This is a genomic window from Paraburkholderia guartelaensis (assembly GCF_004353905.1).
Classification (GTDB): Bacteria; Pseudomonadota; Gammaproteobacteria; order Burkholderiales; family Burkholderiaceae; genus Paraburkholderia; species Paraburkholderia guartelaensis.
Genome location: NZ_SMOD01000023.1, coordinates 57,359 through 83,793, shown reverse-complemented (window position 1 = coordinate 83,793; position 26,435 = coordinate 57,359). Strand labels below are relative to the sequence as shown.

21 protein-coding genes are annotated in these 26,435 nt (G+C 65.1%); 6 read left to right on the top strand and 15 right to left on the bottom strand.

Annotated features, from left to right (window positions below; genetic code table 11):
• Nucleotides 1-32: 32 nt before the first annotated feature.
• The 9 genes from bioD to E1N52_RS26850 form a co-directional block, all read right to left on the bottom strand.
• Nucleotides 33-743 (bottom strand): dethiobiotin synthase, encoded by a 711-nt coding sequence (bioD, locus tag E1N52_RS26890; RefSeq protein WP_133185835.1) that lies wholly within the window; start codon nt 741-743, stop codon nt 33-35.
• A complete protein-coding gene (gene bioF / locus E1N52_RS26885; RefSeq protein WP_133185834.1) occupies nt 740-1,936 on the bottom strand; it encodes an 8-amino-7-oxononanoate synthase in 1,197 nt (398 codons plus the stop codon). Before bioF ends, bioD begins: the two co-directional genes overlap by 4 nt.
• Before the next feature lies 1 nt (nt 1,937).
• On the bottom strand, nt 1,938-3,308 hold the full coding sequence (bioA, locus tag E1N52_RS26880) for an adenosylmethionine--8-amino-7-oxononanoate transaminase (protein WP_133185833.1): 1,371 nt from the start codon (nt 3,306-3,308) through the stop codon (nt 1,938-1,940).
• 452 nt (nt 3,309-3,760) lie between these two features.
• On the bottom strand, nt 3,761-5,155 hold the full coding sequence (locus tag E1N52_RS26875; protein ID WP_133185832.1) for a dienelactone hydrolase family protein: 1,395 nt from the start codon (nt 5,153-5,155) through the stop codon (nt 3,761-3,763).
• 564 nt (nt 5,156-5,719) lie between these two features.
• The gene (locus tag E1N52_RS26870; protein WP_133185831.1) at nt 5,720-6,184 is read right to left on the bottom strand and encodes a YchJ family protein; all 465 of its coding nucleotides are present in this window, start codon (nt 6,182-6,184) and stop codon (nt 5,720-5,722) included.
• Between the two features lie 53 nt (nt 6,185-6,237).
• Nucleotides 6,238-6,915: an SDR family oxidoreductase gene (locus tag E1N52_RS26865; RefSeq protein WP_133185830.1), complete on the bottom strand. Its 678-nt coding sequence runs from the start codon at nt 6,913-6,915 to the stop codon at nt 6,238-6,240.
• A gap of 88 nt (nt 6,916-7,003) precedes the next feature.
• Entirely contained in the window at nt 7,004-8,200 is a 1,197-nt protein-coding gene (locus E1N52_RS26860) for an acetyl-CoA C-acetyltransferase (protein ID WP_133185829.1), read from the bottom strand.
• Between the two features lie 75 nt (nt 8,201-8,275).
• Entirely contained in the window at nt 8,276-10,078 is a 1,803-nt protein-coding gene (gene aceK / locus E1N52_RS26855) for a bifunctional isocitrate dehydrogenase kinase/phosphatase (protein ID WP_133185888.1), read from the bottom strand.
• Between the two features lie 25 nt (nt 10,079-10,103).
• Entirely contained in the window at nt 10,104-10,547 is a 444-nt protein-coding gene (locus E1N52_RS26850; protein ID WP_133185828.1) for a MerR family transcriptional regulator, read from the bottom strand.
• 196 nt (nt 10,548-10,743) lie between these two features.
• On the opposite strand from E1N52_RS26850, the gene E1N52_RS26845 reads away from it, so the two are divergent.
• Nucleotides 10,744-11,814 (top strand): MBL fold metallo-hydrolase, encoded by a 1,071-nt coding sequence (locus tag E1N52_RS26845; RefSeq protein ID WP_133185827.1) that lies wholly within the window; start codon nt 10,744-10,746, stop codon nt 11,812-11,814.
• 78 nt (nt 11,815-11,892) lie between these two features.
• Here E1N52_RS26845 and lolA read toward each other — a convergent pair whose 3' ends face one another.
• Nucleotides 11,893-12,600 carry an outer membrane lipoprotein chaperone LolA gene (lolA, locus tag E1N52_RS26840; protein ID WP_133185826.1) on the bottom strand — a complete coding sequence of 236 codons (708 nt, stop codon included), beginning with the start codon at nt 12,598-12,600 and terminating at the stop codon, nt 11,893-11,895.
• 96 nt (nt 12,601-12,696) lie between these two features.
• Nucleotides 12,697-15,018 carry a DNA translocase FtsK gene (locus tag E1N52_RS26835; RefSeq protein ID WP_133185825.1) on the bottom strand — a complete coding sequence of 774 codons (2,322 nt, stop codon included), beginning with the start codon at nt 15,016-15,018 and terminating at the stop codon, nt 12,697-12,699.
• A gap of 419 nt (nt 15,019-15,437) precedes the next feature.
• Here E1N52_RS26835 and trxB point away from each other — a divergent pair, with 419 nt between their 5' ends.
• Together trxB and E1N52_RS26825 are read left to right on the top strand one after the other, a co-directional pair.
• Nucleotides 15,438-16,433 carry a thioredoxin-disulfide reductase gene (trxB, locus tag E1N52_RS26830; RefSeq protein WP_133185824.1) on the top strand — a complete coding sequence of 332 codons (996 nt, stop codon included), beginning with the start codon at nt 15,438-15,440 and terminating at the stop codon, nt 16,431-16,433.
• A 36-nt stretch (nt 16,434-16,469) separates the two neighbouring features.
• Nucleotides 16,470-17,246, top strand: a complete 777-nt coding sequence (locus tag E1N52_RS26825) for a Smr/MutS family protein (protein ID WP_133185823.1) — start codon at nt 16,470-16,472, stop codon at nt 17,244-17,246.
• 99 nt (nt 17,247-17,345) lie between these two features.
• On the opposite strand, the gene E1N52_RS26820 is transcribed toward E1N52_RS26825, so the two are convergent.
• From E1N52_RS26820 to E1N52_RS26805, 4 genes are all read right to left on the bottom strand, one after another.
• The gene (locus E1N52_RS26820; RefSeq protein ID WP_069262714.1) at nt 17,346-18,464 is read right to left on the bottom strand and encodes an ABC transporter ATP-binding protein; all 1,119 of its coding nucleotides are present in this window, start codon (nt 18,462-18,464) and stop codon (nt 17,346-17,348) included.
• A gap of 40 nt (nt 18,465-18,504) precedes the next feature.
• A complete protein-coding gene (locus E1N52_RS26815) occupies nt 18,505-19,362 on the bottom strand; it encodes a carbohydrate ABC transporter permease (RefSeq protein WP_176732845.1) in 858 nt (285 codons plus the stop codon).
• Nucleotides 19,352-20,293 (bottom strand): carbohydrate ABC transporter permease, encoded by a 942-nt coding sequence (locus E1N52_RS26810; protein WP_133185822.1) that lies wholly within the window; start codon nt 20,291-20,293, stop codon nt 19,352-19,354. The genes E1N52_RS26815 and E1N52_RS26810 overlap by 11 nt, the downstream gene beginning before the upstream one ends.
• A 124-nt stretch (nt 20,294-20,417) precedes the next feature.
• Complete coding sequence (locus E1N52_RS26805) at nt 20,418-21,665, bottom strand: ABC transporter substrate-binding protein (protein WP_133185821.1); 1,248 nt, start codon at nt 21,663-21,665, stop codon at nt 20,418-20,420.
• Between the two features lie 575 nt (nt 21,666-22,240).
• Between E1N52_RS26805 and zwf the strand changes: the two genes are divergently transcribed.
• The 3 genes from zwf to E1N52_RS26790 all read left to right on the top strand — a co-directional run bounded on the left by zwf (nt 22,241) and on the right by E1N52_RS26790 (nt 26,402).
• The gene (zwf, locus tag E1N52_RS26800) at nt 22,241-23,710 is read left to right on the top strand and encodes a glucose-6-phosphate dehydrogenase (RefSeq protein WP_133185820.1); all 1,470 of its coding nucleotides are present in this window, start codon (nt 22,241-22,243) and stop codon (nt 23,708-23,710) included.
• 93 nt (nt 23,711-23,803) lie between these two features.
• Nucleotides 23,804-24,505 carry a 6-phosphogluconolactonase gene (gene pgl / locus E1N52_RS26795; protein WP_133185819.1) on the top strand — a complete coding sequence of 234 codons (702 nt, stop codon included), beginning with the start codon at nt 23,804-23,806 and terminating at the stop codon, nt 24,503-24,505.
• The gene (locus tag E1N52_RS26790) at nt 24,486-26,402 is read left to right on the top strand and encodes a bifunctional transcriptional regulator/glucokinase (RefSeq protein WP_133185818.1); all 1,917 of its coding nucleotides are present in this window, start codon (nt 24,486-24,488) and stop codon (nt 26,400-26,402) included. The genes pgl and E1N52_RS26790 overlap by 20 nt, the downstream gene beginning before the upstream one ends.
• The last annotated feature ends 33 nt before the right edge of the window (nt 26,403-26,435 follow it).

Sequence of the window (26,435 nt, the reverse complement as noted above, 5' to 3'; positions counted from 1 at the left end):
TCCTTCTTTACGTGACTGTGCTTGACTGTGCGTTAAGCGTTGGCGCGCAAGCGCGCGAGCAACGCATCGATGTTCAGATGTCCGGCAGCGTCGTCGGCGCTCGCACCGCGCATATGCGGCACGACGCCGACGAGCGGCGCGCCGTACTGCGCGGCGAGGCGTTCGCGCAGCGCGGCGATGTTTTCTTCGGGGAACGTCATGGCCGGGTCGATACGATTCGCGACCCAGCCCGCGAGCTTCAATCCGCGCGCGGCAATCGCTTCGGCAGTGAGCAGCGCGTGGCTGATGCAGCCAAGGCGCATGCCCACCACGAGCACCACGGGCAGACCGAGCGCGACGGCGAGATCGGCGGTGTCTTCGGTCGGCGTAAGAGGCACGCGAAAACCGCCCACGCCTTCCACGACGATGGCATCCGCGCGCTCGCAGGCCGCCTCGTAGCAATCGACGATGCGCGCCATATCGAGCGTCACGCCTTCAAGCGCGGCGGCGATGTGCGGTGCAGCGGGCTCCTTGAGCAGAAACGGCGTGCGGATCTCGGGCGGCAGCAGCACGCTCGCGGCGGCGTCGAGCTGATCGGCGTCCTCGTTGTGCCACACGCCATCGCGCTCGTAAGCGCCCGCGGCAATCGGCTTGAGCGCCGTGGCGCGCAGCCCCGCGTGGGCGAAGCCGCGCAACAGCGCCGCGCTCACGAACGTCTTGCCGATCTCGGTATCGGTGCCGGTGACGAAAAGCGAAACCGTCATTGCACAAGCTCCTGTGCTTCGAGGCTCGCGCGTTGCAGCGATGCGTTCAGTTGATCGAGGTCGGCATCCGAATGCGCAGCCGAGAGCGAAATGCGCAGGCGCGAGGTGCCTTCGGGCACGGTCGGCGGCCGAATGGCAGGTACCCACAGGCCGTCGCGCTCGAGCGTGGCCTGCAGTGCGAGCGTCGCCTCGTTCGCGCCGATGACGAGCGGCTGCACGGCGGTATGCGAATCGACGGGTTGCCAGCAGGTATCGCTGAGCAGCGCACGCGTGCGCGCGATCAGATGCTTGAGATGCGCGCGGCGCGCGTCGCCCTCCTCGCCTTCGATCAAGCGCAGGCTCGCGGACACCGCATGCGCAACCGCCGGCGACGAAGCCGTGGTGAAGATGTACGGGCGCGCACGCTGCACGAGCCATTCGATCACGGTGCCGTGCGCGCAAATGAACGCGCCCGAAACGCCCGCGGCTTTCCCGAGCGTGCCGACCATCACGAGATGCTCCGAGCGCAGCGCGGCTTGCGCTAGCGCGCCGCGGCCTTGCGGGCCCAGTACGCCGAAACCGTGCGCGTCATCGACCACGAGCCACGCGCCATGCTGTTCCGCGAGTTCGACGAGACGCGCGAGCGGCGCGACGTCGCCGTCCATGCTGAACACCGTGTCGCTCACGATCAGTTTTGCGCTCGCGTCGGAGGCTTCGAGCATCGCGGCGAGCGCCGCCATGTCGGCATGCGGATAGATCTGGATATCGGCGCGTGAGAGCCGCGCACCGTCGATCAGCGAGGCGTGGTTGAGCGCATCGGAAAAGATCGTCGTGCCACGCCCCGCGAGCGCCGTGAGCACGGCCAGGTTCGCCATGTAGCCGGTGCTGAAGTACAGCGCGCGCGGCGCATCGACGAAGGTGCCCGCGAATGCCGCGAGATCGTCTTCGAGCTGGGCGTGCGCACGCGAGTGCCCGCCCAGCAGATGCGAGCCGCCGCTGCCCGCGCCGTAACGCTGCGCGCCTTCAGCGATGGCCGCGACCAGTTGCGGGTGCCCGGCGAGACCGAGATAGTCGTTGCTGGCAAAACCGATCGTCGCGCGGCCGTCCACCTGCATATGGGCGCTGCAAGGCGTGTCGGCGGTGCGGCGGCGGCGGCGCAGGCCGCGCGCGTCGATATCGCGCAAGCCCTGTTCGAGGGTGTCGAGCAATGCCATGTCAGAGGTCCTCCGCGACGGTGGCGTCGAAAGTCTCGCGCGTGCGTGCAGCGAGGAACGCCTGCATTTCGTTATCCAGAATGTATGGCGGCATGACGTAGACCGTCGTGCCGATCGGGCGCAGCAGCAGTTCGCGCTGCAGTGCGTTTTCGAAGAAGCGGCGCGAAAACGTCGCCGCGCGCTGCGGGTCTGCGAGCGCCACGTCGAACGCGAGAATCGTCCCGCATTGGCGCAGGTTGCGCACGAGCGGATGCGCGGCGAGAGGATCGAACAATTCGCGCAGTTGCGCCGATTTGTGCGCGTTCGTGACGAGCACGTCATCGCGCTCGAACAAGTCGAGCGTGGCGAGCGCCGCGCGGCACGCGAGCGGATTGCCCGTGTACGAATGCGAATGAAGGAAGCCGCGCGTCGTGTCGTCGTCGTAGAACGACTCGTAGATCGCGTCGCGCGACAGCACGATCGAAAGCGGCAGATAGCCGCCGCTGATGCCCTTCGAGAGCGTCAGGAGATCGGGCCAGATGTCGGCCTGCTCGCACGCGAAGAACGTGCCGGTGCGCCCGCAGCCGACGGCGATCTCATCGGCGATCAGGTGAACGCGATGGCGGTCGCACAGCGCGCGTAGGCCCTTGAGATACGCGGGGTCGTGCATCGCCATACCGGCGGCGCACTGCACGAGCGGCTCGACGATCAGCGCGGCGATACGACCCTCGCGCTCGATGAAAAGACGCTCGACATCGGCCAGCGCGCGGGCAGCGACATCCGCCGCCGTTTCACCGGGTTGCGCGGCGCGCGCGTCGGGCGAAGCGACCACATGCGCGTGATGCAGCAGCGGATCGTAAGCATCCCTGAAGAGCTTCACATCGGTCACACCGAGCGCGCCGATGGTCTCGCCGTGATAGCTGTTGGCAAGGCAGACGAATTCGCGCTTGTCGCTCTCGCCGCGGTTGCGCCACGAATGGAAGCTCATCTTCAGCGCGATTTCGACGGCCGACGCGCCATCGGAAGCGAAGAACGCGTGGCCGAGCACGCCGCCCGTGCGCGCCGACAGCCGCTCGGCAAGCTCCACGGCGGGCTCGTGCGTGCAACCCGCGAGCATGACGTGCTCGAGCGTGTCGAGCTGCGCCTTGAGCGCGGCATTGATCGATGCATTGGCGTGGCCGAAGAGGTTCACCCACCACGAACTGATCGCGTCCAGATAACGGCGGCCCTCGCGGTCGTGCAGCCACGGGCCTTCGCCGCGTGCGACGGCCACGAGCGGCAGGCGCTCGTGATGTTTCATCTGGGTGCAGGGGTGCCACACGGCGCGCAGGCTGCGAGCGACCCAGTCGGTCGCGGCGCGATCTTCGCGGGCAAGATGAGATTGCGAATTCAAATACGACTCCCGATACGACAGCGGGACCGAGATTAACGTGTTAGCTGCCGCAATGCACTACCCCCAAAATCGGCCTCCAACGCACGGCGGCGCGGCGTTTAGAGCTGTTCGGCACAACTCCGGACCGATGGAAACGAAAGACCAGAAATGCGCGGAGATGACGACGGCAAAGTGAACCCGCCTTATGCAAAAAATCTGTGCGCCGGTGCGAAATTGCAGAACGCGGGACGGCGCGCCGGATATTTTTGGCGACACGTCCGCCAGCGCAGGCGGACGAAAGTCAGACGATAGCGGGCAACACAACGAGTCTTGTGTGCAGATTGCGTGCGAGGAGATGGCAGCGGCGACCAGAAAGCAAAGCGCCACGCACAAAAGCAAAGCGGCCCGCTTTGGGGCCGCAAGCTTCAGATGCGATGCAGAGTTCGAGCCCGGCACTCGCCGGGCAACGCGCCTTACCGGCTCGCCAGCGGGTGGTCGCTGTCGTCGGTGGTGTTGTCCGCCGTGGCGCGCGTCGTGTCGCTGTCGCCGGTCTGAGCGGTCTGCGTGCCGCCGTTGTTCCAGACCACCGTGTTGTTGACGGCATAGAGGCGGCAAGGATCGGCACTGTGCTTTTCACAGTTCGAGATCGCCACGGCCATCGGATTGTCGCCGCCTTCGGCCCACGACCATGCGCCGGAGTCGGAGACGGCGAAGGCGCGGCTCGGATACTGCTTGAGGAAGTTGCGATAACCGTCACGGCCCGCCTGATCGACGAAAGGCACTGCGCCGACCGAGTCGATCTGCGCGTAGCCGGTGCCGCGGGGCGCGACCGGCGCGGCCACGCGATACTGCACCGCCGTCGGCAGGCCGCGGTTGGCGAGGAACGCCTCGACCGTAGGCCACCAGACTTTCACGCCGTCGCGATCGCCCACGAGGCGATGCGCGTCGTTCTTGTATGCGCCGAAGTCCACGAGCTTCGCCGTCGCGGCCGGGCGATCCTCACCCGTCTGCGCGTCGCGGTAAGCGGCGAACATCTTCGCGACGAGATCGGGCGACCAGACCGAGTCGTTGTCGCCGTAGAGCCAGAGCGAGGCCACGCGGGCCTTGCCGCCGTAGTTGCCGAATGCCTGGGTCAGGTTGTTCTGCCAGCCCGTGCAGGCGTCCTGGCGCAGGCCGCCCGAGAAGTTGATGAGCGCGCGCACGCCGCTGGCCGCCTCGGTGCCGTAGGCCATGGTGGCAAGGCCGCCGTGCGAGGTGCCCGCGACGATGATCTGGCTCGCGTCGACATAGGGCTGCTTCGACATGTACGCGATGGTCGAAGCGACATCGGCCGCCTGGCCAAGGCCATTGCTCGCGACATCGCAGCCGTCCTGCTGATACGAGCCGCCCGAATCCGCGAAGCCCTGGCGGTTCGGTGCGACGACGACGTAGCCGCGGCGCACGAATTCACGCGCGAACGAGAGCGGGTCGCTGCGAGACTGGAGGTGCGGGTCGCCGGGAATCTTGCCGTGGTTGAAGATCACCATCGGGAACGGGCCGGGGCCGTTCGGGCGGTAAATCGTGGTTTCGAGGGTGACGTCGCCGGATGCATCCACGGGAACGCGGATCACCTGCTCGTTCATGCTCGCGGGCACGACGGGCAGATACGCGTCGTCGAGCGCGATACGCGGCACGATGGCGCTACCGAGGGGACCGCCTGCGAGGCTGGATTGGGGAGCGTTGGCGGAATGCGTGGCCGTGGCATTGGCGGCGAGTTGCGGGTTCGCGCTCGCACTTGCCGGATCGGAAAGCGACGCTGCGTGAGCAACCGAAAGCACACACGCGGTGCCGGCTACGACCCATCCGGTAAGGAGCTTCCTGAACGCCATGCGCTACACCACCTGCAAAAGACCTGCTGCTGTGAATCCGACAACCGTCCGACCATTACCCACGCTTCAGCCCTTTCAGGGCACAACGAGACACCGTTGCGCCTGGCCGCGAAGCCAGGAGCGGGCGTGTACCCGTAACGTGGAATTGCATCGATCGGAACACCTGCGCGGCGCAGTTCTATCGTCGATCAGACCCGCCGCCAGCACCCATTGCAGTCGATACACGCATCAAGTGAAAAAACTTCTTCACTATGCACTTACGTATCGTGCGGGGCACCGTGATTAGATACTCGCACGACAAATATTTATTGTGCAATTCAGGGCTAACCCGGCATAAGGCATGCCAACTGCCCGCAGCCCTATGAGGCGCGGCGCAGATGCGGCGTTCGGTTTCTGGCGAATGTGCGAGTTTTTTAAAAGGTCCGGGTGACGAGCGTCGCGCGGGGACAACGGCCCCGCAATTGTTCAGTAAGCGCTTGTTTGCAAAGACATTACTTCCGGCGCCATGACGGCGGATCAGGGCGGGAATTTATTACCGTATTTTTTGCGGCAGTCAGTAATTCGTTAGCCAGACGAAACGTCGCCGTCAACATAACGCCAGCGGCCGTCGTCGCCGCGCGTGAAACGGCTCGTTTCGTGCAGCCGGAACGCGCGGCCGCCCGTTTTGTAGCGCGCGACGAATTCGACGATCGCGCGCGCGTCGTCGTGTTGTTCGTGGCGCTTCACGGCAAGGCCTAGCCAGCGCGGCGCGCCTTCGGCTGCGGGATCGACGTCGAGATCGGCGGGACAGGTTTCGGGCGCCCACGTCGAGCGCAAATACGCTTCCTCGCCCAGCACGTAGGCCGTATAGCGCGAGCGCATCAGCTCGAGCGCCGTGGCGGGGATCGCCGCGTCGTCGATGAAGCGGCCGCAGCACTGCGCGTAACGCGGCGCCTTGGCAGGCGCTTTCTGGTTGGGTGCGGCGCCGCCGCAAGGACAATCGGCGGGCCGGGCGGCGGGCAAGACGACGCGCGCGGTTTCAGCGTTCATGGATCAAGGCTCCGTTGCGAGAGGCCGCAAGCGTAGCGCAGACGGGCGGCGCTTTACCAGTCGAGTTCGGTGCCGTCGTACTGGAAGAAGCGGCCGTTGAAGACGTCGCGCGCGGCGGCCGCCTCGGCCACCACCTCGCGCATGCCGGCGACGCTCACCGCCGGGTCGATCGCCGCGTGCGCGCCGCCCATGTCGGTACGCACCCAGCCCGGATGCAGCGCGACGCAGGTGGCGCGGCGCGTTTGCAGCGAGGTGATCTTCAGCACGTCGTTGAGCGCGGCCTTGCTCGCGCGATAGAGCCAGCCCGTCGTGCCCGTGGTCTCCGCAATGCTGCCCATGCGGCTCGACAGCACGCCGAGCACGCCGTGGGCATCGTCGACGAGCGGCAACAGGACGGGGATCAGCTGCATCGGGCCGCGTACGTTGGTGTTCATCACGTATTCGAAGTCTTCGGCCGTGATGGTCTCCACGCCCTCGGTGCGCGGACCGTAGACGCCGGAGACGACGAGCGCCACGTCGAGCCGCTCGCCGTCGAGCTTCCATCCGAGCGCGGCGATCTCCTCCGGCCGCGCGATGTCGAGCTGGAAGGTCTGCGCACCGATTGCGCGCAAGGCTTCGAGCGCTTCGGGCCCGCGCGCCGTAGCCAGCACGCGCCAGCCGGCCTTCGCATACTGCCGCGCGAACTCGAGACCCAGGCCCCGCGACGCGCCCACGATCAACGCTGTTTTCATCTCGTCACCTTGCTTGTCTGTGCATTGAATCCGCTGCAGCGCGCCGCTTCCCCGTTTTTCAAGGCGGCGCGCTTCTTCTGGCGCTAGCCTACAGCAGTTCGACGCCCATCGCCGTCGCTTCTCCGCCGCCGATGCACAGCGTCGCCACGCCGCGTTTGCCGCCGCGTGCGCGCAACGCGCCGATCAGCGTCACGAGAATGCGCGCGCCCGAAGCGCCGATCGGGTGACCGAGCGCACACGCGCCGCCGTTCACGTTGACCTTCTCGTGCGGCAGATCGTGCTCCTTCATCGCGGCCATCGTGACCACGGCAAAGGCCTCGTTGATCTCGTAGAGATCGACGTCGGCCGCCGTCCAGCCGGTCTTCTCGAACAGCTTCCTGATCGCGCCCACCGGCGCCGTCGTGAACTTCGCGGGCTGCTGCGCAAAGGTCGAATGGCCCGTCACGCGTGCGAGCGGCTTGAGGCCGAGCTGCTTCGCCGTCGATTCGCGCATCATCACGAGCGCCGCCGCGCCGTCCGAAATCGACGACGAATTCGCGGCCGTCACCGTGCCGGTCTTGCTGAACGCGGGCTTGAGCGTCGGGATCTTGTCGAGATTGGCCTTGAACGGCTGCTCGTCGCGCTCGATGGTCGTTTCACCCGCGCGCGAAGCCACCTTCACCGGCGCGATTTCCCATGCGAACGAGCCGTCCTCGTTGGCGCGTTTCGCGCGCTTGAGCGACTCGATCGCGAATGCGTCCTGGCGCTCGCGCGAGAAGTCGTACTCGCCCGCGCATTCTTCCGCGAACGTGCCCATCAAGCGGCCCTTGTCATAGGCATCTTCGAGGCCGTCGAGGAACATGTGGTCGAGCACCTGGCCGTGGCCCATGCGCATGCCGGCGCGCGCCTTCGGCAGCAGATAAGGCGCGTTCGACATGCTCTCCATGCCGCCCGCGACGATCACATCGGCCGAGCCCGCCAGCAGCATGTCATGCGCGAACATCGCCGCGCGCATGCCCGAGCCGCACATCTTGTTGACGGTCGTGGCACCCGCTGCGAGCGGCAGCCCCGCGCCAAGTGCCGCCTGGCGCGCGGGCGCCTGGCCCTGCCCCGCGGGCAACACGCAGCCCATCACGACCTCGTCGATCTGCTCGGGCTTCAAGCCCGCGCGCTCGACAGCCGCCGCGATCGCGGCCGCGCCAAGCTGCGGCGCGGTGAGCGTCGCGAAATCACCCTGAAAACCCGCCATCGGCGTGCGTGCCGCCGAAACGATCACGATGGCGTCCTGCTTTTGCGTCTCACTCATGTTTGTGCTCCTTGATGAATCCGTTTGAACCCGTTTGAATCCGCTTGAGTCTGTTCAAACCTGTTTGCCGCGCGTTCAGGCAACGCGCACGGCCGGCGCGTCGTCACGCGCGAAACGCTCTGGGTAACGCACGCTAAAACGAATCGATGCGTCATAGGGAAAGCAGTCCGGCACTTCGCCCGCGATGAGCCTCGCGCGGCTCTCCTGCCAAAGCCCGGGCTCGAAGAAGTCCGCGTGATGCGCGAGAAATGCGCGCTTCACGCGCGGATCGCCGAGCAGGAAGGTGCCGTACGTCTCCGGAAAAATGTCGCGCGGGCCGACTGCGTACCATGGCTCACCCGATAGTTCGTCCTCCTCATGACGCGGCGGCGGCACGGCGCGCACGTTGCAATCGGTGAGATATTCGATCTCGTCGTAGTCATAGAACACCACGCGGCCGTTGCGCGTCACGCCGAAATTCTTGTAGAGCATGTCGCCCGGAAAGATATTCGCGCGCAGCAGGTCTTTGATCGCGTTGCCGTATTCGCGTATGCCGTGCTCGACTTCGGCGTCGCTGCCGTTCTGCAGATACAGATTGAGCGGCACCATGCGCCGCTCGATGTAGACGTGACGGATCACGAGGTTGTCGCCCTCGTACTCGAGCATCGAGGGCGCCAGCGTCTCCAGCTCGCGCACGAGCGCCTCGTCGAGCCGCGCGACGGGCAGCGCCACGCTCGAATATTCGAGCGTGTCGGCAAGGCGCCCGAGCCGGTCGTGACGCTTCACGAGCTGATACTTCGCTTCGACCTGCTCGCGCGTGGTCTCCTTCGGCGCGGGAAAGCTGTCCTTGATGACCTTGAACACGTACGGATACGAAGGCAGCGTGAACACGATCATCACCATGCCGCGGATGCCGGGCGCGACGATGAACCGGTCGCTCGAATGCGAGAGGTGGTGCAGCAAGTCGCGATAGAACAGGTTCTTGCCCTGCTTCTGCAACCCGAGCGACGTGTAGATTTCGCCCTTGGCCTTGCGCGGCATGATCGTGCGCAAAAACTCGACATAGGCGGACGGCACTTCCATGTCCACCAGAAAATACGAGTGCGAGAAGCTGAAGAGGATGAGCAGCTGCTCCGTGCGCAACAGCACCGTGTCCAGTGCAAGCCTGCCCGTTTCCACATGACGGATCGGCACGACGAACGGCGCGAGCAGATCGCCGTTGATGATGCGCCCGACGATATACGCGCCTTTATGCCGGAAAAACAGCGACGACAGCACGTGAATCTGGAAGTTGGGCTTCGGCTCGACCACGCCGAAGGTGTCGAGCATCGTCTGCATGATGCAGTCGACGTCGCGCCCGAGATCCTCGAACGGCGTCTCCAGCTGGAAGTTCGTGACGATGCGCTCGAGCGTCGCCGCGAGGCCGTCCTTGCCCGGATAGTAAGCGCGGTAAGTGGGCTTCGCGGCGGGCTCGTCGTTCTCGATGTATTCGGTCGAGATGGCGGGCCGCACGAAGATGAAATCGTTGTTGAAGTACGAGCGATGCAGGATCTTGCAGCACACGGAGTTGAAGAACGTCTCCGCGCATTCGGGCTGCCGGTGCGTCGTGAGCAGGCCGATGTAGTGCAGCTTGATCTGCTGCCAGACTTCGTCGTCGATGCTCTCGGCGCCGTATTCGTCTTCGAGCGCGACCACGCACTCCTTCACGCGATCGTCATACGAGGCGATGCGCTCGCGCGCGAGCTGCTGCAGGGCGCGCCAGTCGGCAGCCTCGAAGAACGTCCGCGCCCTCGCCGCCGCGTCGCAGAAGTTGTGATAGTGACGGTTGAAGCCGTCGAGCATGGTCTGCGCGACATCGAAGCCGATCTGCGAAGAGAGCAGTTTCGGGAAATGTTTCATGGCGGCCATGCCCGTTGCGCGAGCGTCAGCGTTTCGCGCGAGCGGCGGCGGGAGCGTCGCGTTCGTGCGCCGCGCTCTCGTGCGCCGCATTCCTGTCGAGCAGCGCGCGCGCCTGGGCCTCGTACTGCGCGAGGTCTTCGAGCGTCGCGTCGAGGTCGGCTCGCTGGCGCTCGAGTATCTCGCGGTGATGCACCACCGTGTCGAGGAACGCCTGGAGCTGCGGGAGCGTGTCGGTCGGCGACTCGTAGAGGTCGAGCAGCGTGCGGATCTCCGAGAGCGTGAAGCCGAGGCGCTTGCCGCGCAGCGTCAGCTTCAGCCGCGTGCGATCGCGCCCCGAAAAGACGCGCTTCAGGCCACCCGCGCCTTCGCGGCTCGGCGCGAGCAGCCCCTGGTCCTCGTAGAAGCGGATCGCGCGGGGCGTCACGTCGAATTCCCGGGCGAGTTCGGTAATCGTGTACTGGGTCGTCATGGTGTGCGAAAGGCGGCTGGCCCGGCTGTTGTCTGCACGACAGCGCGAGGGACGATAGAATCGACGTTTACGTTATCGTCAAGTACGCGGTTACGCAACCTGCGACAACGAGATCCGCTTTGCACGGGACCGCTATGCATGGGGCCGGAGCAAGCGCTAAAGCGCTAACTCTGGTCGACAGGAGAAGACACCCACAATGAACGCCCTCGAACATCAGCTCGACTATCCCTACGCCGACACCCTGCCGGAGCCCGGCCTCGCCTTCGACGTCGCGCCCGGCGTGAAATGGCTGCGCATGCCGCTGCCGTTCGCGCTCGACCACATCAACCTATGGCTGCTGCGCGACGAGATCGACGGCCAGCAAGGCTGGACCGTCGTGGACTGCGGCATCACCAACGACACCATCAAGGCCCGCTGGGAAGCCGTGTTCGAGAACCAGCTGGAAGGCCTGCCGGTGCTGCGCGTGCTCGTCACGCATTGCCACCCCGACCATATCGGCCTTGCGCACTGGATTTGCGCGGGCGGGGATAAAGCGCGCTGGGACGTGCGCCTGTGGGCCACGCTCGGCGAGTACATGCAGGCCCGCGTGATGGCGGCCGGCGACGGCTCGAACGCGGGCGGCGAAGGCGCCGCGCGCCATTTCGCGCGTCACGGGCTCACGGACGAAGCGTCGCTCGACAAGCTGCGCAACCGCCGCGGCTATTACGGCAGCCTCGTACCCGCGCTGCCCACGCAGTACCGCCGCCTGCGCGAAGCCGATACGGTAGCGATCGGTGGGCGCGACTGGCGCGTCATCACGGGCTACGGCCACTCGCCCGAGCATTGCGCGCTGTTCTGCGAGGAAACCGGCGTGCTGATCTCCGGCGACATGGTGCTGCCGCGCATCTCGACCAATGTCTCCGTGTTCGACATGGAGCCGGAAGGCAATCCGCTCGGCCTCTACCTGGAATCGCTCGGCCGCTACGAAACGCTGCCCGAGAACACGCTCGTGCTGCCCTCGCACGGCAAGCCGTTTCGCGGCGTGCGCACGCGTATCGCGCAGTTGCGCGCGCACCATGACGCGCGTCTTGCCGAAGTCATCGAAGCATGCGAGCGAGCGCCGCAAAGCGCCGCCGACATCGTGCCGATGATGTTCAAGCGCGAACTCGACATCCATCAGATGACCTTCGCGATGGGTGAGGCGCTCGCGCACCTGAACCTGCTGTGGCTCGCGGGCAAGGTCACGCGCACGACCGGCGCGGACGGCGTGATCCGCTTTACGGCCTGAGAGGCCACTGCGCATAAAGAAAAACGGGCGGTCCGCAATGGGCCGCCCGTTTTTACGTGGTACGCGAAGTGAACGGCTTTAGTTCGAGCCGCCCGTGATCAGATCGGCGCCTGGCGGGCGTACGAACTTGAAGGTCGAAGGCGGCAGCGACGGGTTCTTCTCGATGTTGGAGAACGTGAGCAGCGTCACGTTGCCGAACACGTCGTGCAGTTCCATGGCTTCGAGGTTGCCGTCGCGAAAGCCGATGCCCACGCTCTTGAACTGCGTGTCCTTCGACTTCGGAATCAGCTCCAGCCAGTCGATGCCGTTCTTCACGCCCGCGTCGGAGAGCGTGAAGTTCTTGTCGAGATCGTTGCTGCCGAACAGGATCGCCGCCGGGCTCGCGCCGAGCGCGCCGCCGAGCTTGCGCTCGGTCACCTGGTTCAAGTCCTTGTCGTAGACGTAGAGGTTGTCGCCGTCCGACTGCAGCAGCTGCTGATACGGCTTTTCATAGGACCAGATGAACTTGCCGGGCCGCGCGAACACGAACGTGCCGCTCGAAGTCTTGGCGTTCAACGTGGCCGTGGCGATGGCGTCGCTGGCGTTCTTCGCGCCCGAGGGCGCCTTGAGTTCGCGTTGAACGAAGCTGCCGCGCGCGGCGTGCACCTGCGAGACGAACTGCTTCAGTTGATCGGTGCCGCTCGCATACGCCTGCGAGACCATCAGGACCGACGCGCCAAGCGCAAGGAAAAGCGCGCGGCGCGCGGTGCGCGCAAAGCGGGTCGGAAGTCCAGCCGGATACTGCATCTATCGTTCTCCAAGAGGTGTGTCTTTGGCCGCCGGGTTGCCGCAGCCGCAGCCGTTGCCGGGCCATTGCCAAGGCGCGCGGCGGCCTGGCGTGGCTTACTCGGCGTCGCCGCGATTGGGCACGAGGATCTCGCGGTTGCCGCTCGACGACATCGCCGAAACGAGCCCGGACTGCTCCATCTGTTCGAGCAGCCGCGCCGCGCGGTTGTAGCCGATGCGCAAGTGCCGCTGCACGAGCGAAATCGACGCGCGGCGATTCTTGATGACCACTTCGACGGCCTGGTCATACAGTGGATCGGACTCGTCGCCGGTGCCGCTGGTTCCCGCAGCGGTGCCTTCGTCGCCCTCGCCGCCCACTCCGCCTTCGAGAATGCCCTCGATATAGTTCGGCTCGCCCTGCTCCTTGAGCTTCTCGACGACGCGGTGCACCTCGTCGTCGGCGACGAACGCGCCGTGCACGCGCACGGGCAGACCCGTGCCCGGCGGCAGGTAGAGCATGTCGCCCATGCCGAGCAGCGATTCGGCGCCCATCTGGTCGAGAATCGTGCGCGAGTCGATCTTCGAAGAGACCTGGAAGGCCATGCGCGTCGGCACGTTGGCCTTGATGAGGCCGGTGATGACGTCCACCGAAGGCCGCTGCGTCGCGAGAATCAGGTGGATGCCGGCGGCGCGCGCCTTCTGTGCGATACGCGCGATCAGCTCTTCGACCTTCTTGCCGACCACCATCATGAGGTCGGCGAGTTCGTCGATCACGACCACGATATGCGGCAGCTTCTGGCACGGTTCCGGATCGTCCGGCGTGAGGCTGAACGGGTTCGGGATCTTCTCCTCGCGCTTGTTCGCCTCTTCGATCTTGTTGTTGTAGCCCGCGAGATTGCGCACGCCCAGCTTGCTCATGAGTTTGTAGCGGCGCTCCATCTCGGCCACGGTCCAGTTCAGCGCGTTACCGGCCTGACGCATGTCGGTCACGACCGGGCAGAGCAGATGCGGAATGCCCTCGTAGACGCTCATTTCGAGCATCTTCGGGTCGATCAGGATCATGCGGACCTGCTCGGCGCTCGCCTTGTAGAGCAGCGACAGGATCATCGCGTTGATGCCCACCGACTTGCCCGAGCCGGTCGTGCCGGCCACGAGCAGGTGGGGCATTTTCGCGAGATCGGCGCAAACCGGCTTGCCGCCGATGTCCTTGCCAAGGCCCATGGTGAGCGCCGAAGACGCGTCGGCATAAACTGCCGAGCCGAGGATTTCCGAAAGACGCACGGTCTGGCGGCGCTGGTTCGGCAGCTCCAGCGCCATGAAATTCTTGCCCGGAATCGTTTCCACCACACGGATCGAGACAAGCGAGAGCGAACGCGCGAGATCCTTCGCAAGACCCACGATCTGGCTGCCCTTCACGCCCGTGGCGGGCTCGATCTCGTAGCGCGTGACGACCGGGCCCGGATACGCGGCCACCACGGCCACGTCCACGCCGAAGTCCTTGAGCTTCTTCTCGATCAGACGCGAGGTGAATTCGAGCGTGTCGTCGGAGATGGTTTCCTGGGTGGCCGAAGCCGGGTCGAGCAGCGAGATTGCCGGCAATGTGGAATCGCCGGGCAGGTCCTTGAAGAGCGGCACCTGGCGCTCTTTCTCGACGCGCTCGGAGCGCTGCGGCGTGACCACCGGCGGCACGATCGTGACCGGCTCGTGTTCCTCGATCTTCACGCGGCCGCGCTCGACCTTGCCTTCTCGCTTCACGGCCGCCGCTTCGCCGAGCTTGCGGTCGCGGCCCGCTTCGCGGCGCAGCTTGGCCATCGTCACGACATTGATGATGTATTCGCCGACCCTCTCGGCAACCGAGAGCCACGAGAAGCGGAAATAGAGCGAAAGGCCGATAGCGAGCGCGAGCAGGAGCGCGAGCGTGCCGCCCGTGAAGCCGAGCGCGTGCGAAACGCCGCGCGCAACCGCGCCGCCGACCACGCCGCCGGGCGCCTGAGGCAGTTGCACCTTGAGCGACCACATGCGCAGCGCTTCGATGCCGCAGCTCGACAGCATGACGAGCACGAACGACAAGGCTTCGGCGACCCAGCTGATGTCGCGGGGTTTGTCGTCGTCATCGTCGGGAATCGCTTCGTGGCGCGTGATGCGCTGGTAGTTCGCCGAGATGAGGCGCCCGAGCAGCACGATCCACCAGTAGGCGGACAGGCCGAACAGGAGCAGCAGGATGTCCGAGACGCGCGCGCCGACGCGCCCCGCCCAGTTCGAGATGTGGTCGACCTGAGCCGCGTGTGTCCAGCTCGGGTCGTGGCGGCTGTAACTGATGAGCGCCATCAGCAGGAACACGCCTAGCGCGACCTGCAGGATCCAGCGAATTTCGGTGAAAAGGCGCGACATGCGGTGAGGCAATGCCTGCGCCTGCGCGGAAAAGGGAGCTTTGGCCATTGAATCCTGGGCTGATTCTTGATGCGTTTGCGGTCCGCCAGTCCTTTCGTATGCCCGAAACCCCGGGCAGACGGGCGCGGCCGCCGTCGTCCGATCGGGCCTATTGTAAACGCGTTGTTTCGGCCCCGGCGCCCCCTCGCTGTAAATGACGGTAACTGACAACGCTGTGTGAGCGCCACAGCGCGACATCCGGCCGCGCCGCACCCGTGTTGCCGCCTCGCATGGGCCATACGCGGGCCGCCTTGAAGCCCGGGCTATCGCGCCGATGAAGAAGCTTCATCGAGCGGTGAACTCCCCCCGCCTTTATAATTGCGGGCTGATGCCCAACTACCTGCGTGAGCCCCGCCGCAAAGCCGGGCGGCCCTCAGCCGGGCGCCCGACCTTACGCGCCACGCAGCGTCTTTCTACGGAATTCGATCATGTCTGCAACCAAACACGCCAAAGTCCTGATTCTCGGTTCCGGCCCCGCCGGCTACACGGCTGCCGTCTATGCGGCGCGCGCGAACCTTTCGCCGCTGCTCGTCACCGGCCTGGCCCAGGGCGGCCAGCTCATGACGACGACCGACGTCGAAAACTGGCCCGCGGATCCGAACGGCGTGCAAGGCCCCGAACTGATGCAGCGTTTCCTCGAGCACGCCGAGCGCTTCAACACGGAAATCGTGTTCGATCACATCCATACGGCCAAGCTGAACGAAAAGCCCATCCGCCTGATCGGCGACTCGGGCGAGTACACCTGCGACTCGCTCGTCATCGCGACCGGCGCGTCGGCGCAATACCTCGGCCTGCCGAGCGAAGAGCTGTACATGGGCCGTGGCGTCTCGGCCTGCGCGACCTGCGACGGCTTCTTCTACCGCAACCAGCACGTCGCCGTGGTCGGCGGCGGCAACACGGCCGTTGAAGAAGCGCTCTACCTCTCGGGCATCGCGAAGAAGGTCACGGTCATTCACCGCCGCGACAAGTTCCGCGCCGAGCCGATCCTGATCGACCGCCTGCTGGAGAAGGAAAAGGAAGGCGTGGTCGAGATCAAGTGGGATCACGTGCTCGACGAAGTGAAGGGCAACGAAGGCGGCGTGAACGGCCTGCGCATCAAGAACGTGAAGACGGGCGAAACCACCGAGCTCGACCTGCAGGGTCTGTTCGTTGCGATCGGCCACAAGCCGAACACGGACATCTTCGAAGGCCAGCTCGAGATGAAGAATGGCTACATCATCACGAACGGCGGCCTGAACGGCAACGCGACCGGCACGAGCGTGCCGGGTGTGTTCGCGGCCGGCGACGTGCAGGATCACGTCTATCGCCAGGCGATCACGAGCGCAGGGACGGGCTGTATGGCCGCACTCGACGCGCAGCGCTACCTCGAGACCGTGAACGAATTGGGCCAGGCGCACGTGATGAGCGCCGAAGCCGACCGCTAAACCGGGCAAGCTCAGCTTTACCCAGCGTTTTTCGTCATGCCCAAGAACGTGCCCCACCCGGGCGAGCCCAGGCGCCCCGCCCCGGCTCGCCCTGATCCGGCGCCCGCGCCTGCTCCCGCAGCAGACGAAGCGGCGCCCGGCAAGACGGCCTCCGGCTTCGCCGGCCTCGGCAGCCTGCGCGACGCGCTCAAGGTGCAAACCCGCCAGCGCGAGCGCGAACGCGTGGCCGCGCAGGCGGCGCGTGTCGAAGCCGCCGCCGACAGTGACCTCTTTCGCCGCGAGATCGGCCAGATCGCGCCGCTCAAGCACCCTGCGCGCGCGCTGCCGCGCCGCGAAGCGCCCGTGCCGCTGCCGCTGCAAACGCGGCTCGACGAGCAGGCCGTGCTGCACGAAGCGATCTCCGACGAATTCGACCCGGAAGCGTTTCTCGACACCGACGACTCGCTTTATTACCACCGCCCCGGCGTGAGCGAGGAAGTCGTCAAGAAGCTGCGGCGCGGCACATGGATCGTGCAGGCGCAACTCGACCTGCACGGCATGCGCCGCGAGGAAGCCCGCGAGGCGCTGCAGAACTTCATCCGTGAAGCGGGCAAGCGCGGACTGCGCTGCGTGCGCGTGATCCACGGCAAGGGCTTGGGCTCCGTCGGCAAGGAGCCGGTGCTCAAGGGCAAGGTGCGCGCGTGGCTCGTGCAGAAGGAAGAAGTCATCGCGTTCTGCCAGGCGCGGCCGCACGACGGCGGCGCGGGCGCCGTGCTCGTGCTGTTGCAGCCGCACCCGGTCGGGCACGGACAGCATCATTCACACGCACCCTGACCGAACCCGTCATCGGCGTGTCGATATGAAAAAACCCCGTTGCTGCTTGCGCAGCGAACGGGGTTTTTTTATCGCACCGGACAAACCGGTGAACGAAGATCAGGCGATACGTGCTTCCGTCTTCGGGTCGAACAGCACGGCCTTCGAAACGTCGAACAGCAGATCCATGTTGTTGAGCGGCTGCGGATTCGCTCCCGGGTGCACGCGGCTCACGATGCGCTTGCCGTTGACCTGCGCGAACACGAGCGTGTCCGGACCGGTCGGCTCGATCACATCGACCTGCACCGCGTGGCGCTGCAGTTCGTGGCCGTGGCCGTCGTGCGAGCTGCGCGCGTCGGTGATGCGCTCGGGGCGCAGGCCCAGCACCACATTCTGGCCGATATGGCCGCGCACCTTGTTCGCGTCGAACGGCAGGTTCAGCACGTTGCGCGCCACGCCCGTGTCGAGCTCGATGCCGATGCCCGAACCCTGCTCCACCAGCTTGCCTTCGATGAAGTTCATCGGCGGCGCGCCGATGAAGCCCGCGACGAACAGGTTCGACGGCGAGTCGTAGATGTCCTGCGGCGCGCCGAACTGCTGCACGATGCCGTCCTTCATGACCGCGATGCGGTCGCCGAGCGTCATTGCCTCGATCTGGTCGTGCGTCACGTAGACGATGGTCTTGCCCACGCGCTGATGCAGCAGCTTGATTTCCGAACGCATCTCGATACGCAACTTGGCGTCGAGGTTCGAGAGCGGTTCGTCGAACAGGAACATGATCGGATCGCGCGCCAGTGCGCGGCCCATGGCGACGCGCTGACGTTGGCCGCCCGAAAGCTGGCCCGGCTTGCGGTCGAGCAGATGCTGGATCTGCAGCATGCTCGACACGCGATCGACGATCTGCGTCTGCTCGGCCTTCGGCACCTTGCGGATGTTCAGGCCGAACGAGATGTTCTCGCGCACCGTCATCGACGGATAGAGCGCGTACGACTGGAACACCATCGCGATATCGCGATCCTTCGGCGAGAGGTTGTTCACCACCTTGCCGTCCATCATGATCTCGCCCTTGGTCACGGTTTCGAGACCCGCGATCATGTTGAGCAGCGTCGACTTCCCGCAGCCCGAGCCGCCGACCAGAATCAGGAACTGGCCGTCTTCGATGTCGATGTTGACGCCCTTGAGGACGGGCACCCCGTTCGGGTAGGTCTTGTAGACGTCGCGAATGGAAAGGCTTGCCATGCTATGAATCCTTTAATCGAATGCGCGTTCTGTCGCGCAGTTAGCCCTTCACCGCGCCCGCCGTGAGACCGCGCACGAAGTAGCGGCCGGCGATCACGTAGACGAGCAGCGTGGGCAGCGCGGCGATGATCGCGCCGGCCATGTCGACGTTGTATTCCTTCACGCCCGTGGACGTGTTCACGAGATTGTTCAGCGCCACCGTGATCGGCATCGAATCGACACCCGAGAACACGATACCGAACAGGAAGTCATTCCAGATCTGCGTGAATTGCCAGATCAGGCACACCATGAAGATGGGCAGCGAGATCGGCAGCATGATGCGCGTGAAGATCATGAAGAAACCGGCGCCGTCGATGCGCGCGGCCTTCACGAGTTCTGCGGGCACGCTCACGTAGAAGTTGCGGAAGAACATCGTGGTGAACGCAATGCCGTACACGACGTGCACCAGCACCAGACCGCCGATCGTGTTCGAAAGGCCGAGGAAGCCTTCGAGACGCGCCATCGGCAGCAGGATGGCCTGGAACGGGATGAAGCAGCCCACCAGCAGCATCGTGAAGAGCGCGTCCGCGCCGCGAAAGCGCCAGTGCGTAAGCACGTAACCGTTGAACGCGCCGATGATCGACGAGATCAGCACGGCCGGAATCACCATCTTCACCGAGTTCATGAAGAACGGCTGCATGCCGTCACAGCGCACGCCGGTACAGGCTTCGCTCCACGCCTTGATCCACGGCGCGAAGGTCGGGCTCGTGGGCAGCGAGAGCATGGTGCCCGTGTGAATCTGGTCGAGCGACTTGAACGACGTCGACAGCATCACGTAGAGCGGGAACAGGAAGTACAACGCGAACAGGATCAGCGCCGCATAGATGACCACGCGGCTCACGTTCATCTTAGGCTGCATTGCGCGTGCTCCTCGATTCCAGATACATGAGCGGCACGAGCACGGCCACGACGGTGGCGAGCATCATCATCGACGAAGCTGCGCCGACGCCGAGCTGCCCGCGGTTGAACGAAAACGTGTACATGAAGATGGCCGGCAGCGACGACGACGTGCCCGGACCACCGGCCGTCAAGGCGACGACGAGGTCGAACGTCTTGATCGTGATGTGGCACAGGATCAGCAGCACCGAGAAGAACACCGGACGCATGCTCGGAATCACGATCTTGCGGTAGATCGTGGGCAGCGTTGCGCCGTCCACCTGGGCCGCCTTGAAGATTTCGCTGTCGACACCGCGCAGGCCGGCGAGGAACAGCGCCATGCAAAAGCCCGTGGACTGCCACACAGCGGCGACGACGATACAGAAAATGGCCTTGTCCGGGTCGTTGAGCCAGTCGATATGGAAGCTCGTCCAGCCGATGCTGTGCATCACCTGCTGAATGCCGAGGTCCGGATTGAAGATCCACTGCCATGCCGTGCCCGTCACGATGTACGAGAGCGCCATCGGATAGAGGAACACTGCGCGCAGCGCGCCTTCCTGACGAATCTGCTGGTCGAGCAGGATCGCGAGGAACAGCCCGAGCCCTACGCAGATCGCGATGAACGGGATGCCGAACCATCCGAGGTTCTGCGCCGACGTCCACCAGACGTCGTTCGCGAACAGCTCGCGATAGCGGTCGAGACCCGCGAATTCATAGCGCGGCATCAGTCGCGAATTGGAGAGCGACAGATAACCGGTGATAAGAATGAAACCGTAGACGAATACGAGGCTGATCAGAATGCTGGGCGAAAGCACCAGCTTCGGAATCCAGCGGTCTGCGAGCGCCGCCATCGGCGACGCGCGGCGGGTAGCAGGCGTGGCCGCCTTGCCGTTGCCGCTAAGAGAAGCAGTCACTGCGCAACTCCTGGTACGGTGCGAAAACGGGTTCCGCACGATGATGGGGTTCAGAGGGTGAACCGTCATGCCCGGGGCGCGCCACGTGTGGCGCCCCCCGTCTTACAGCACTAACCTACTTTGCTCACTTCGTCTTCGCAGCCTTCGCGAGCGCTTCCACCGCGCTCTTCGAATCCTGGTTCGAGTTCATGAACTTCGTCACGACGTCGGTGATCGCACCGGCCGTAGCGTCCGGCTGAGCCATGCCGTGAGCGAGCGACGGCACATAGCCGCCGGCCTTGATCGCGACCTGCTCATCCGCGTACGACTTCTTCGCGCATGCGTCGAACTTGCTCATGTCCACGCCGAGACGAACCGGAATCGAACCCTTGTACAGGCTGAACTGCTCCTGGAAGCCCGGGCTCATGATCGTCTTCGCGAGCGCGAGCTGGCCAGGCGTTGCTTCCTTCTGGCCCTTCTGCTGGAAGAACACGAACGAGTCGACGTTAAAAGTGTAGGCCTTTGCCGTGCCCGGCACTGCTGCGCAAACGTAGTCCGTATCCGGCTGCTTGTTCGCGTTCGCGAACTCGCCCTTGGCCCAGTCGCCCATGAACTGCATGCCGGCCTTGCCGTTGATGACCATGGCCGTGGCGAGGTTCCAGTCGCGGCCCGTGCGGCCGTTATCCATGTACGACTCGATCTTGCGGACCGTGTCGAACACGCCGACCATCTGCTGCGACGTGAGCGTCTTCTGGTCGAGGTCGACGAGCGCCTTCTTGTAGAAGTCCGCGCCCTGCGAGAGGACCACGTCTTCCCACAGCGTCAGGTCTTGCCACGGCTGGCCGCCAGCGGCGACCGGCTGGATGCCTGCGGCCTTCATCTTGTCAGCCAGCGCGAAGAATTCCGGCCACGTGGTCGGCGCCTTGCCGCCCACCTTGTCGAGCGCTGCCTTGTTGATCCACACCCAGTTCACGCGGTGCACCGAGAACGGCGCTGCAACGTAGTGGCCGTCGGCGTGCATGATCTTGTCGATTTGCGGAGGCAGGTTGGCCTTCCAGTCGCCGGCGACGGAGTCGACGTTCACCAGCACGCCCTGGTCAGCCCATTCCTGGATCAGCGGCCCCTTGATCTGGGCGGCCGTCGGTGCGTTACCCGAGATCACCTGGGTCTTCAGTGCGGTCATTGCCGCCGCGCCCGCGCCACCGGCGACCGCGAAGTCCTTCCACACATAGCCCTGCTTCGTCATGTCGTCCTTGAGCACGCCGACGGCCTTCGATTCGCCGCCCGAAGTCCACCAGTGCAGCACTTCGAGAGACTCGGCAGCTTGCGCCGTGGCGACGCCGCCCAACAGACCTGCTGCGCACAGGGCGCCCATGATCGCGCGGAATTTCATTGCTTATCTCCTCCAGACACCTGAACAAAAAACGATTGGCCCCTGATCGCCAGGGTGCGGTGGTTGGTCAAACAGGCAAAACAGGCAAAACACTGGACGGACGGGCGCCGGAGTGCCGCGCGCGCGTGCTTTTCATTAGATGCGCGCGGGCCGCGTGCCGGTTACCGGCCGCAGACGCTCAAGAGATGAGTGGTTCGGAATGCAACTTGACTGTCTCCTCTTTTGATTTTCACCGGCCACCTGGCCGGCCGAGGCGCCGCTTGCGTCACACGGCCTTGAAGCCCCCGCACGCTGCGGAACCGGGCGCTCGGCTCACTGGCAAGCCGGGCTGAGTCCCGCGTTGTTCTCCGTTAACATGGGGGGCGATCCGTCCACTCGCGAAACCGCGCAAACCGCCTTGCTGGCTGCGTTTCACGCTTTTTTCATCGAATGAACGTTACCTCTTGATTTGGATTGTAGTTAAACTACAATTCAGTGTCAAAAAAAATTTTATCGGACTACGGCCGCCCGATCGCCCACACAGAAGGGCACCCGTTGTACCCTTCAGCGGCCCCCCAGGACTCTGACTGAGACTCATGCAAACCCAGATCGATTCAGGTTTCACGTTCGTGCTCTTCGGCGCCACCGGCGACCTGTCGATGCGCAAGATCCTCCCAGCCCTGTATGAAGCGCACCGTTCAGGCATGCTCGCAGAGTCCGGCAAGATCGTGGGCGTCGCGCGCCACGAAGAGGATCGCGCAGCGTACATCCAATGGGTCGATGAGCACGTCAAGCCGCATGTGACGAAGAACGGCAGCTTCGACGACAACGCGTGGGCCAGCTTCCTCGAGCGCATCGTCTATGTGAAGCTCGACCTCTCGCGCGCCGAAGACTTCACGCATCTGCGCGACGGCATCGCGTCGCTGCCCGGCATTCGTGTGTTCTATCTGGCGACGGGCCCCTCGCTGTTCGTGCCGATCTGCCGCGCGCTCGCCGCCGTGGGCCTGAACGAGAACGCGCGCATCGTGCTGGAAAAGCCGCTCGGCTACGACCTCAAGTCGTCGAATGCGATCAACGACGCCGTGGGCGAGATCTTCGCCGAAGGCCAGATCTACCGGATCGACCACTATCTCGGCAAGGAGCCGGTGCAGAACCTGCTCGCGCTGCGTTTCGGCAACGCCCTCTTCGAGCCACTGTGGCGCCGCGAGTGGGTCGAGAGCATCCAGATCACGATCGCCGAAGAACTGGGCGTCGAAGCTCGCGGCGACTTTTATGACAACACTGGCGCGCTGCGCGACATGGTGCAAAATCACCTGTTGCAGTTGCTCTCGATCGTCGCCATGGAGCCGCCGCATTCGATGGATTCGGATTCGGTGCGTGACGAAAAGCTTCGTGTGCTGCGTGCGCTCAAGCCGATCAACCCGCTCGACATCAGCAAGGTCGCGGTGCGCGGGCAGTATCACGCGGGCGTGATCCGCGGCCAGGCGGTACCGGGCTATGCGACCGAGCATGGCGTGAAGCCCGAAAGCCACACGGAAACCTTCGTCGCGCTGAAGGTGGAGATCGAGAACTGGCGCTGGGCGGGCGTGCCCTTCTTCCTGCGCACCGGCAAGCGTCTTGCCGACCGCGTGGCCGAGATCGTCGTGAACTTCCGCCCCGTGCCGCATTCGGCGCTTGGCGCGCCGGCGCTGCGTCCCGGCGCGAACCGCCTCGTGATCCGCCTGCAGCCGAACGAGAACATCCGCCTCTACTGCCTTGCGAAGCAGCCCGGCGAAGGCATGAATCTCGCGAGCGTGCATCTGGATCTCGCGTTCGACCAGTTCTTCCGCGAAGGCCAGATGGAGGCCTACCAGCGCCTCCTGCTCGACGTGATCAACGGGCGCCTCGCGCTCTTTGTGCGGCGCGACGAGCAGGAAGCGGCGTGGACGTGGGTCGAGCCGATCCTCAACGAGTGGGCGGCTTCACCGCGCGCACCCAAGCCGTACGCGGCCGGCACGTGGGGACCGGCGGCTTCGAGCGCGATGCTCGCGCAGCACGGCACCTGCTGGCTCGAAGAAGAGAACTGATGAGATTGCATGGCGGCGCGCCCCGCGAGCGCGACGCCGGACCGGACAGATGAACGACCCGATAGACCTACAAAAAAGCAGCATGGAGGAGAAGTGATCGAGCTTCACGTATTCGACGACCCGCGTGTCCAATCCGACGCGCTGGCGCGAGCCGTGGGCGACGCGCTACATGCGTCGCTCGCCGCTCAGCAAGCGGCGCCCGGCACTGCCGCGCGCCGTGCAACGCTCGCCGTCTCCGGCGGCACGAGCCCGCGCCCCTTCCTCGAGGCCCTTTCGACGCACCGTTTCGACTGGGCGCACATCGACGTCACGCTCGTCGACGACCGCTGGGTGCCGGACACCGACTCCGCGAGCAACGCGCGCCTCGCGCGCGAGACGCTGCTTACGCACGAAGCAGCCGGCGCGCACTTCCTGCCGCTCGTCGACGTGGCGCAGGATCTCGACGCGCATGTCGCCGCGCTCAATGCCGACCCGACCCGCAAGCTGCCGAACGTCGCCGTGCTCGGCATGGGCGAAGACGGCCATACGGCCTCGATTTTCGCCGACGCCCCCGAATGGCACGAAGCGATCACCACGGCGCGCCCGTTCGTGGCCGTGCATCCGCAGGCAGCGCCCCACGCGCGCGTCTCGTGGTCGATGCAGGCGCTGCGCCAGGTCGATCGGCTGTTCCTGCTGATCGCGGGACAGCGCAAGCTCGAAGTGCTGCAGCAGGCCGCCGCGGCCGAACAAAACAACGCCATCTCGAAGCTGGCGAACGACAAGGGAGTGAGACTCGATGTCTACTGGTGCGCCTAATAAAAACGCCCCTGGCGCAGGCCAGCACGCCGACGGTCCGAGGCTGCTCGCCGACATCGGCGGAACCAACGCGCGCTTCGCGCTGGAAACGGGTCCGGGCGAAATCGGCCAGGTGCGCGTGTATCCGTGTGCGCAGTATCCCGGCGTCGCGGAAGTGATCCAGCAATACCTGAAGGACAACAAGATTGGCCGCGTGAATCATGCGGCCATCGCGATTGCGAATCCGGTCGACGGCGACCAGGTGCGCATGACCAATCACGACTGGACCTTCTCGATCGAAGCGACGCGCCGCGCGCTCGGCTTCGACACGCTGCTGGTCGTCAACGATTTCACCGCGCTCGCCATGGCGCTGCCCGGCTTGACCGACTCGCAGCGCGTGCAAGTAGGCGGCGGCCAGCGCCGCCAGAACAGCGTGATCGGCCTGCTCGGGCCGGGCACGGGTCTCGGCGTCTCGGGCCTGATTCCCGCCGACGACCGCTGGATCGCACTCGGCAGCGAAGGCGGCCACGCAAGCTTCTCGCCGCAGGACGAGCGCGAAGACATCGTGCTGCAGTTCGCGCGCAAGAAGTGGCCTCATGTGTCGTTCGAGCGCGTATGCGCAGGGCCCGGTGTCGAGCTCATCTATCGCGCGCTCGCCGCACGCGACAAGAAGAAAGTGCCCGCGGACATCAACCCGGCCGAAATCGTGCAGCGCGCGCATGACGGCGAGGCGCTCGCGGTGGAAACCGTCGAATGCTTCTGCGGCATTCTCGGCAGCTTTGCGGGCAACATCGCGATGACGCTCGGTTCGCTCGGCGGCATCTATATCGGCGGCGGCGTGGTGCCGCGCCTGGGCGATCTCTTCACGCGCTCGTCGTTCCGCCAGCGTTTCGAGGCGAAGGGCCGTTTCGACGCCTATCTCTCGAACGTGCCCACCTACGTGATCACGGCGGAGTATCCGGCGTTCCTCGGCGTTTCGGCGATTCTCGCTGAGCAACTGTCGAATCGCGCAGGCGGCGGATCGTCGGCCGTGTTCGAACGCATTCGCCAGATGCGCGACGCGCTCACACCCGCCGAGCGCCGCGTGGCCGACCTCGCGCTCAACCATCCCCGCTCGATCATCAACGACCCGATCGTCGATATCGCGCGCAAGGCCGACGTGAGCCAGCCCACGGTGATCCGCTTCTGCCGGTCGCTTGGCTGCCAGGGCCTCTCGGACTTCAAGCTCAAGCTGGCCACGGGCCTCACGGGCACGATTCCGGTGAGCCACAGCCAGGTGCATCTGGGCGACACCGCCACCGACTTCGGCGCGAAGGTGCTCGACAACACCGTCTCGGCCATCCTGCAGTTGCGCGAGCACCTGAACTTCGAGCAGGTCGAGAATGCGATCACGCTGCTCAACGGCGCGCGCCGCATCGAGTTCTATGGCCTCGGCAACTCGCACATCGTCGCGCAGGACGCGCACTACAAGTTCTTCCGCTTCGGCATCCCGACCATCGCCTATGGCGACCTGTACATGCAGGCCGCTTCCGCCGCACTGCTCGGCAAGGGCGATGTGATCGTGGCCGTCTCGAAGTCCGGCCGCGCGCCGGAACTGCTGCGCGTGCTCGACGTCGCCATGCAGGCGGGCGCGAAGGTGATCGCGATCACATCGAGCAACACGCCGCTCGCCAAGCGCGCGACTGTGGCGCTCGAAACCGATCACATCGAGATGCGCGAATCGCAGCTTTCGATGATCTCGCGCATCCTGCATCTGCTGATGATCGACATCCTCGCGGTGGGCGTCGCGATTCGCCGTGCTTCGCCCGATGCGGACCTGGGCAACGCCGTCGAAAAGGCGCGCGAGCATGCCGACGACGATGCTTCGGCCGTGCTCGACTGGCTGAGCCACGGCGCTTCGCCCTCGGCGCGCGACTGAGGTCAGCTCATTCATCGGCTCATTCGAGCGATG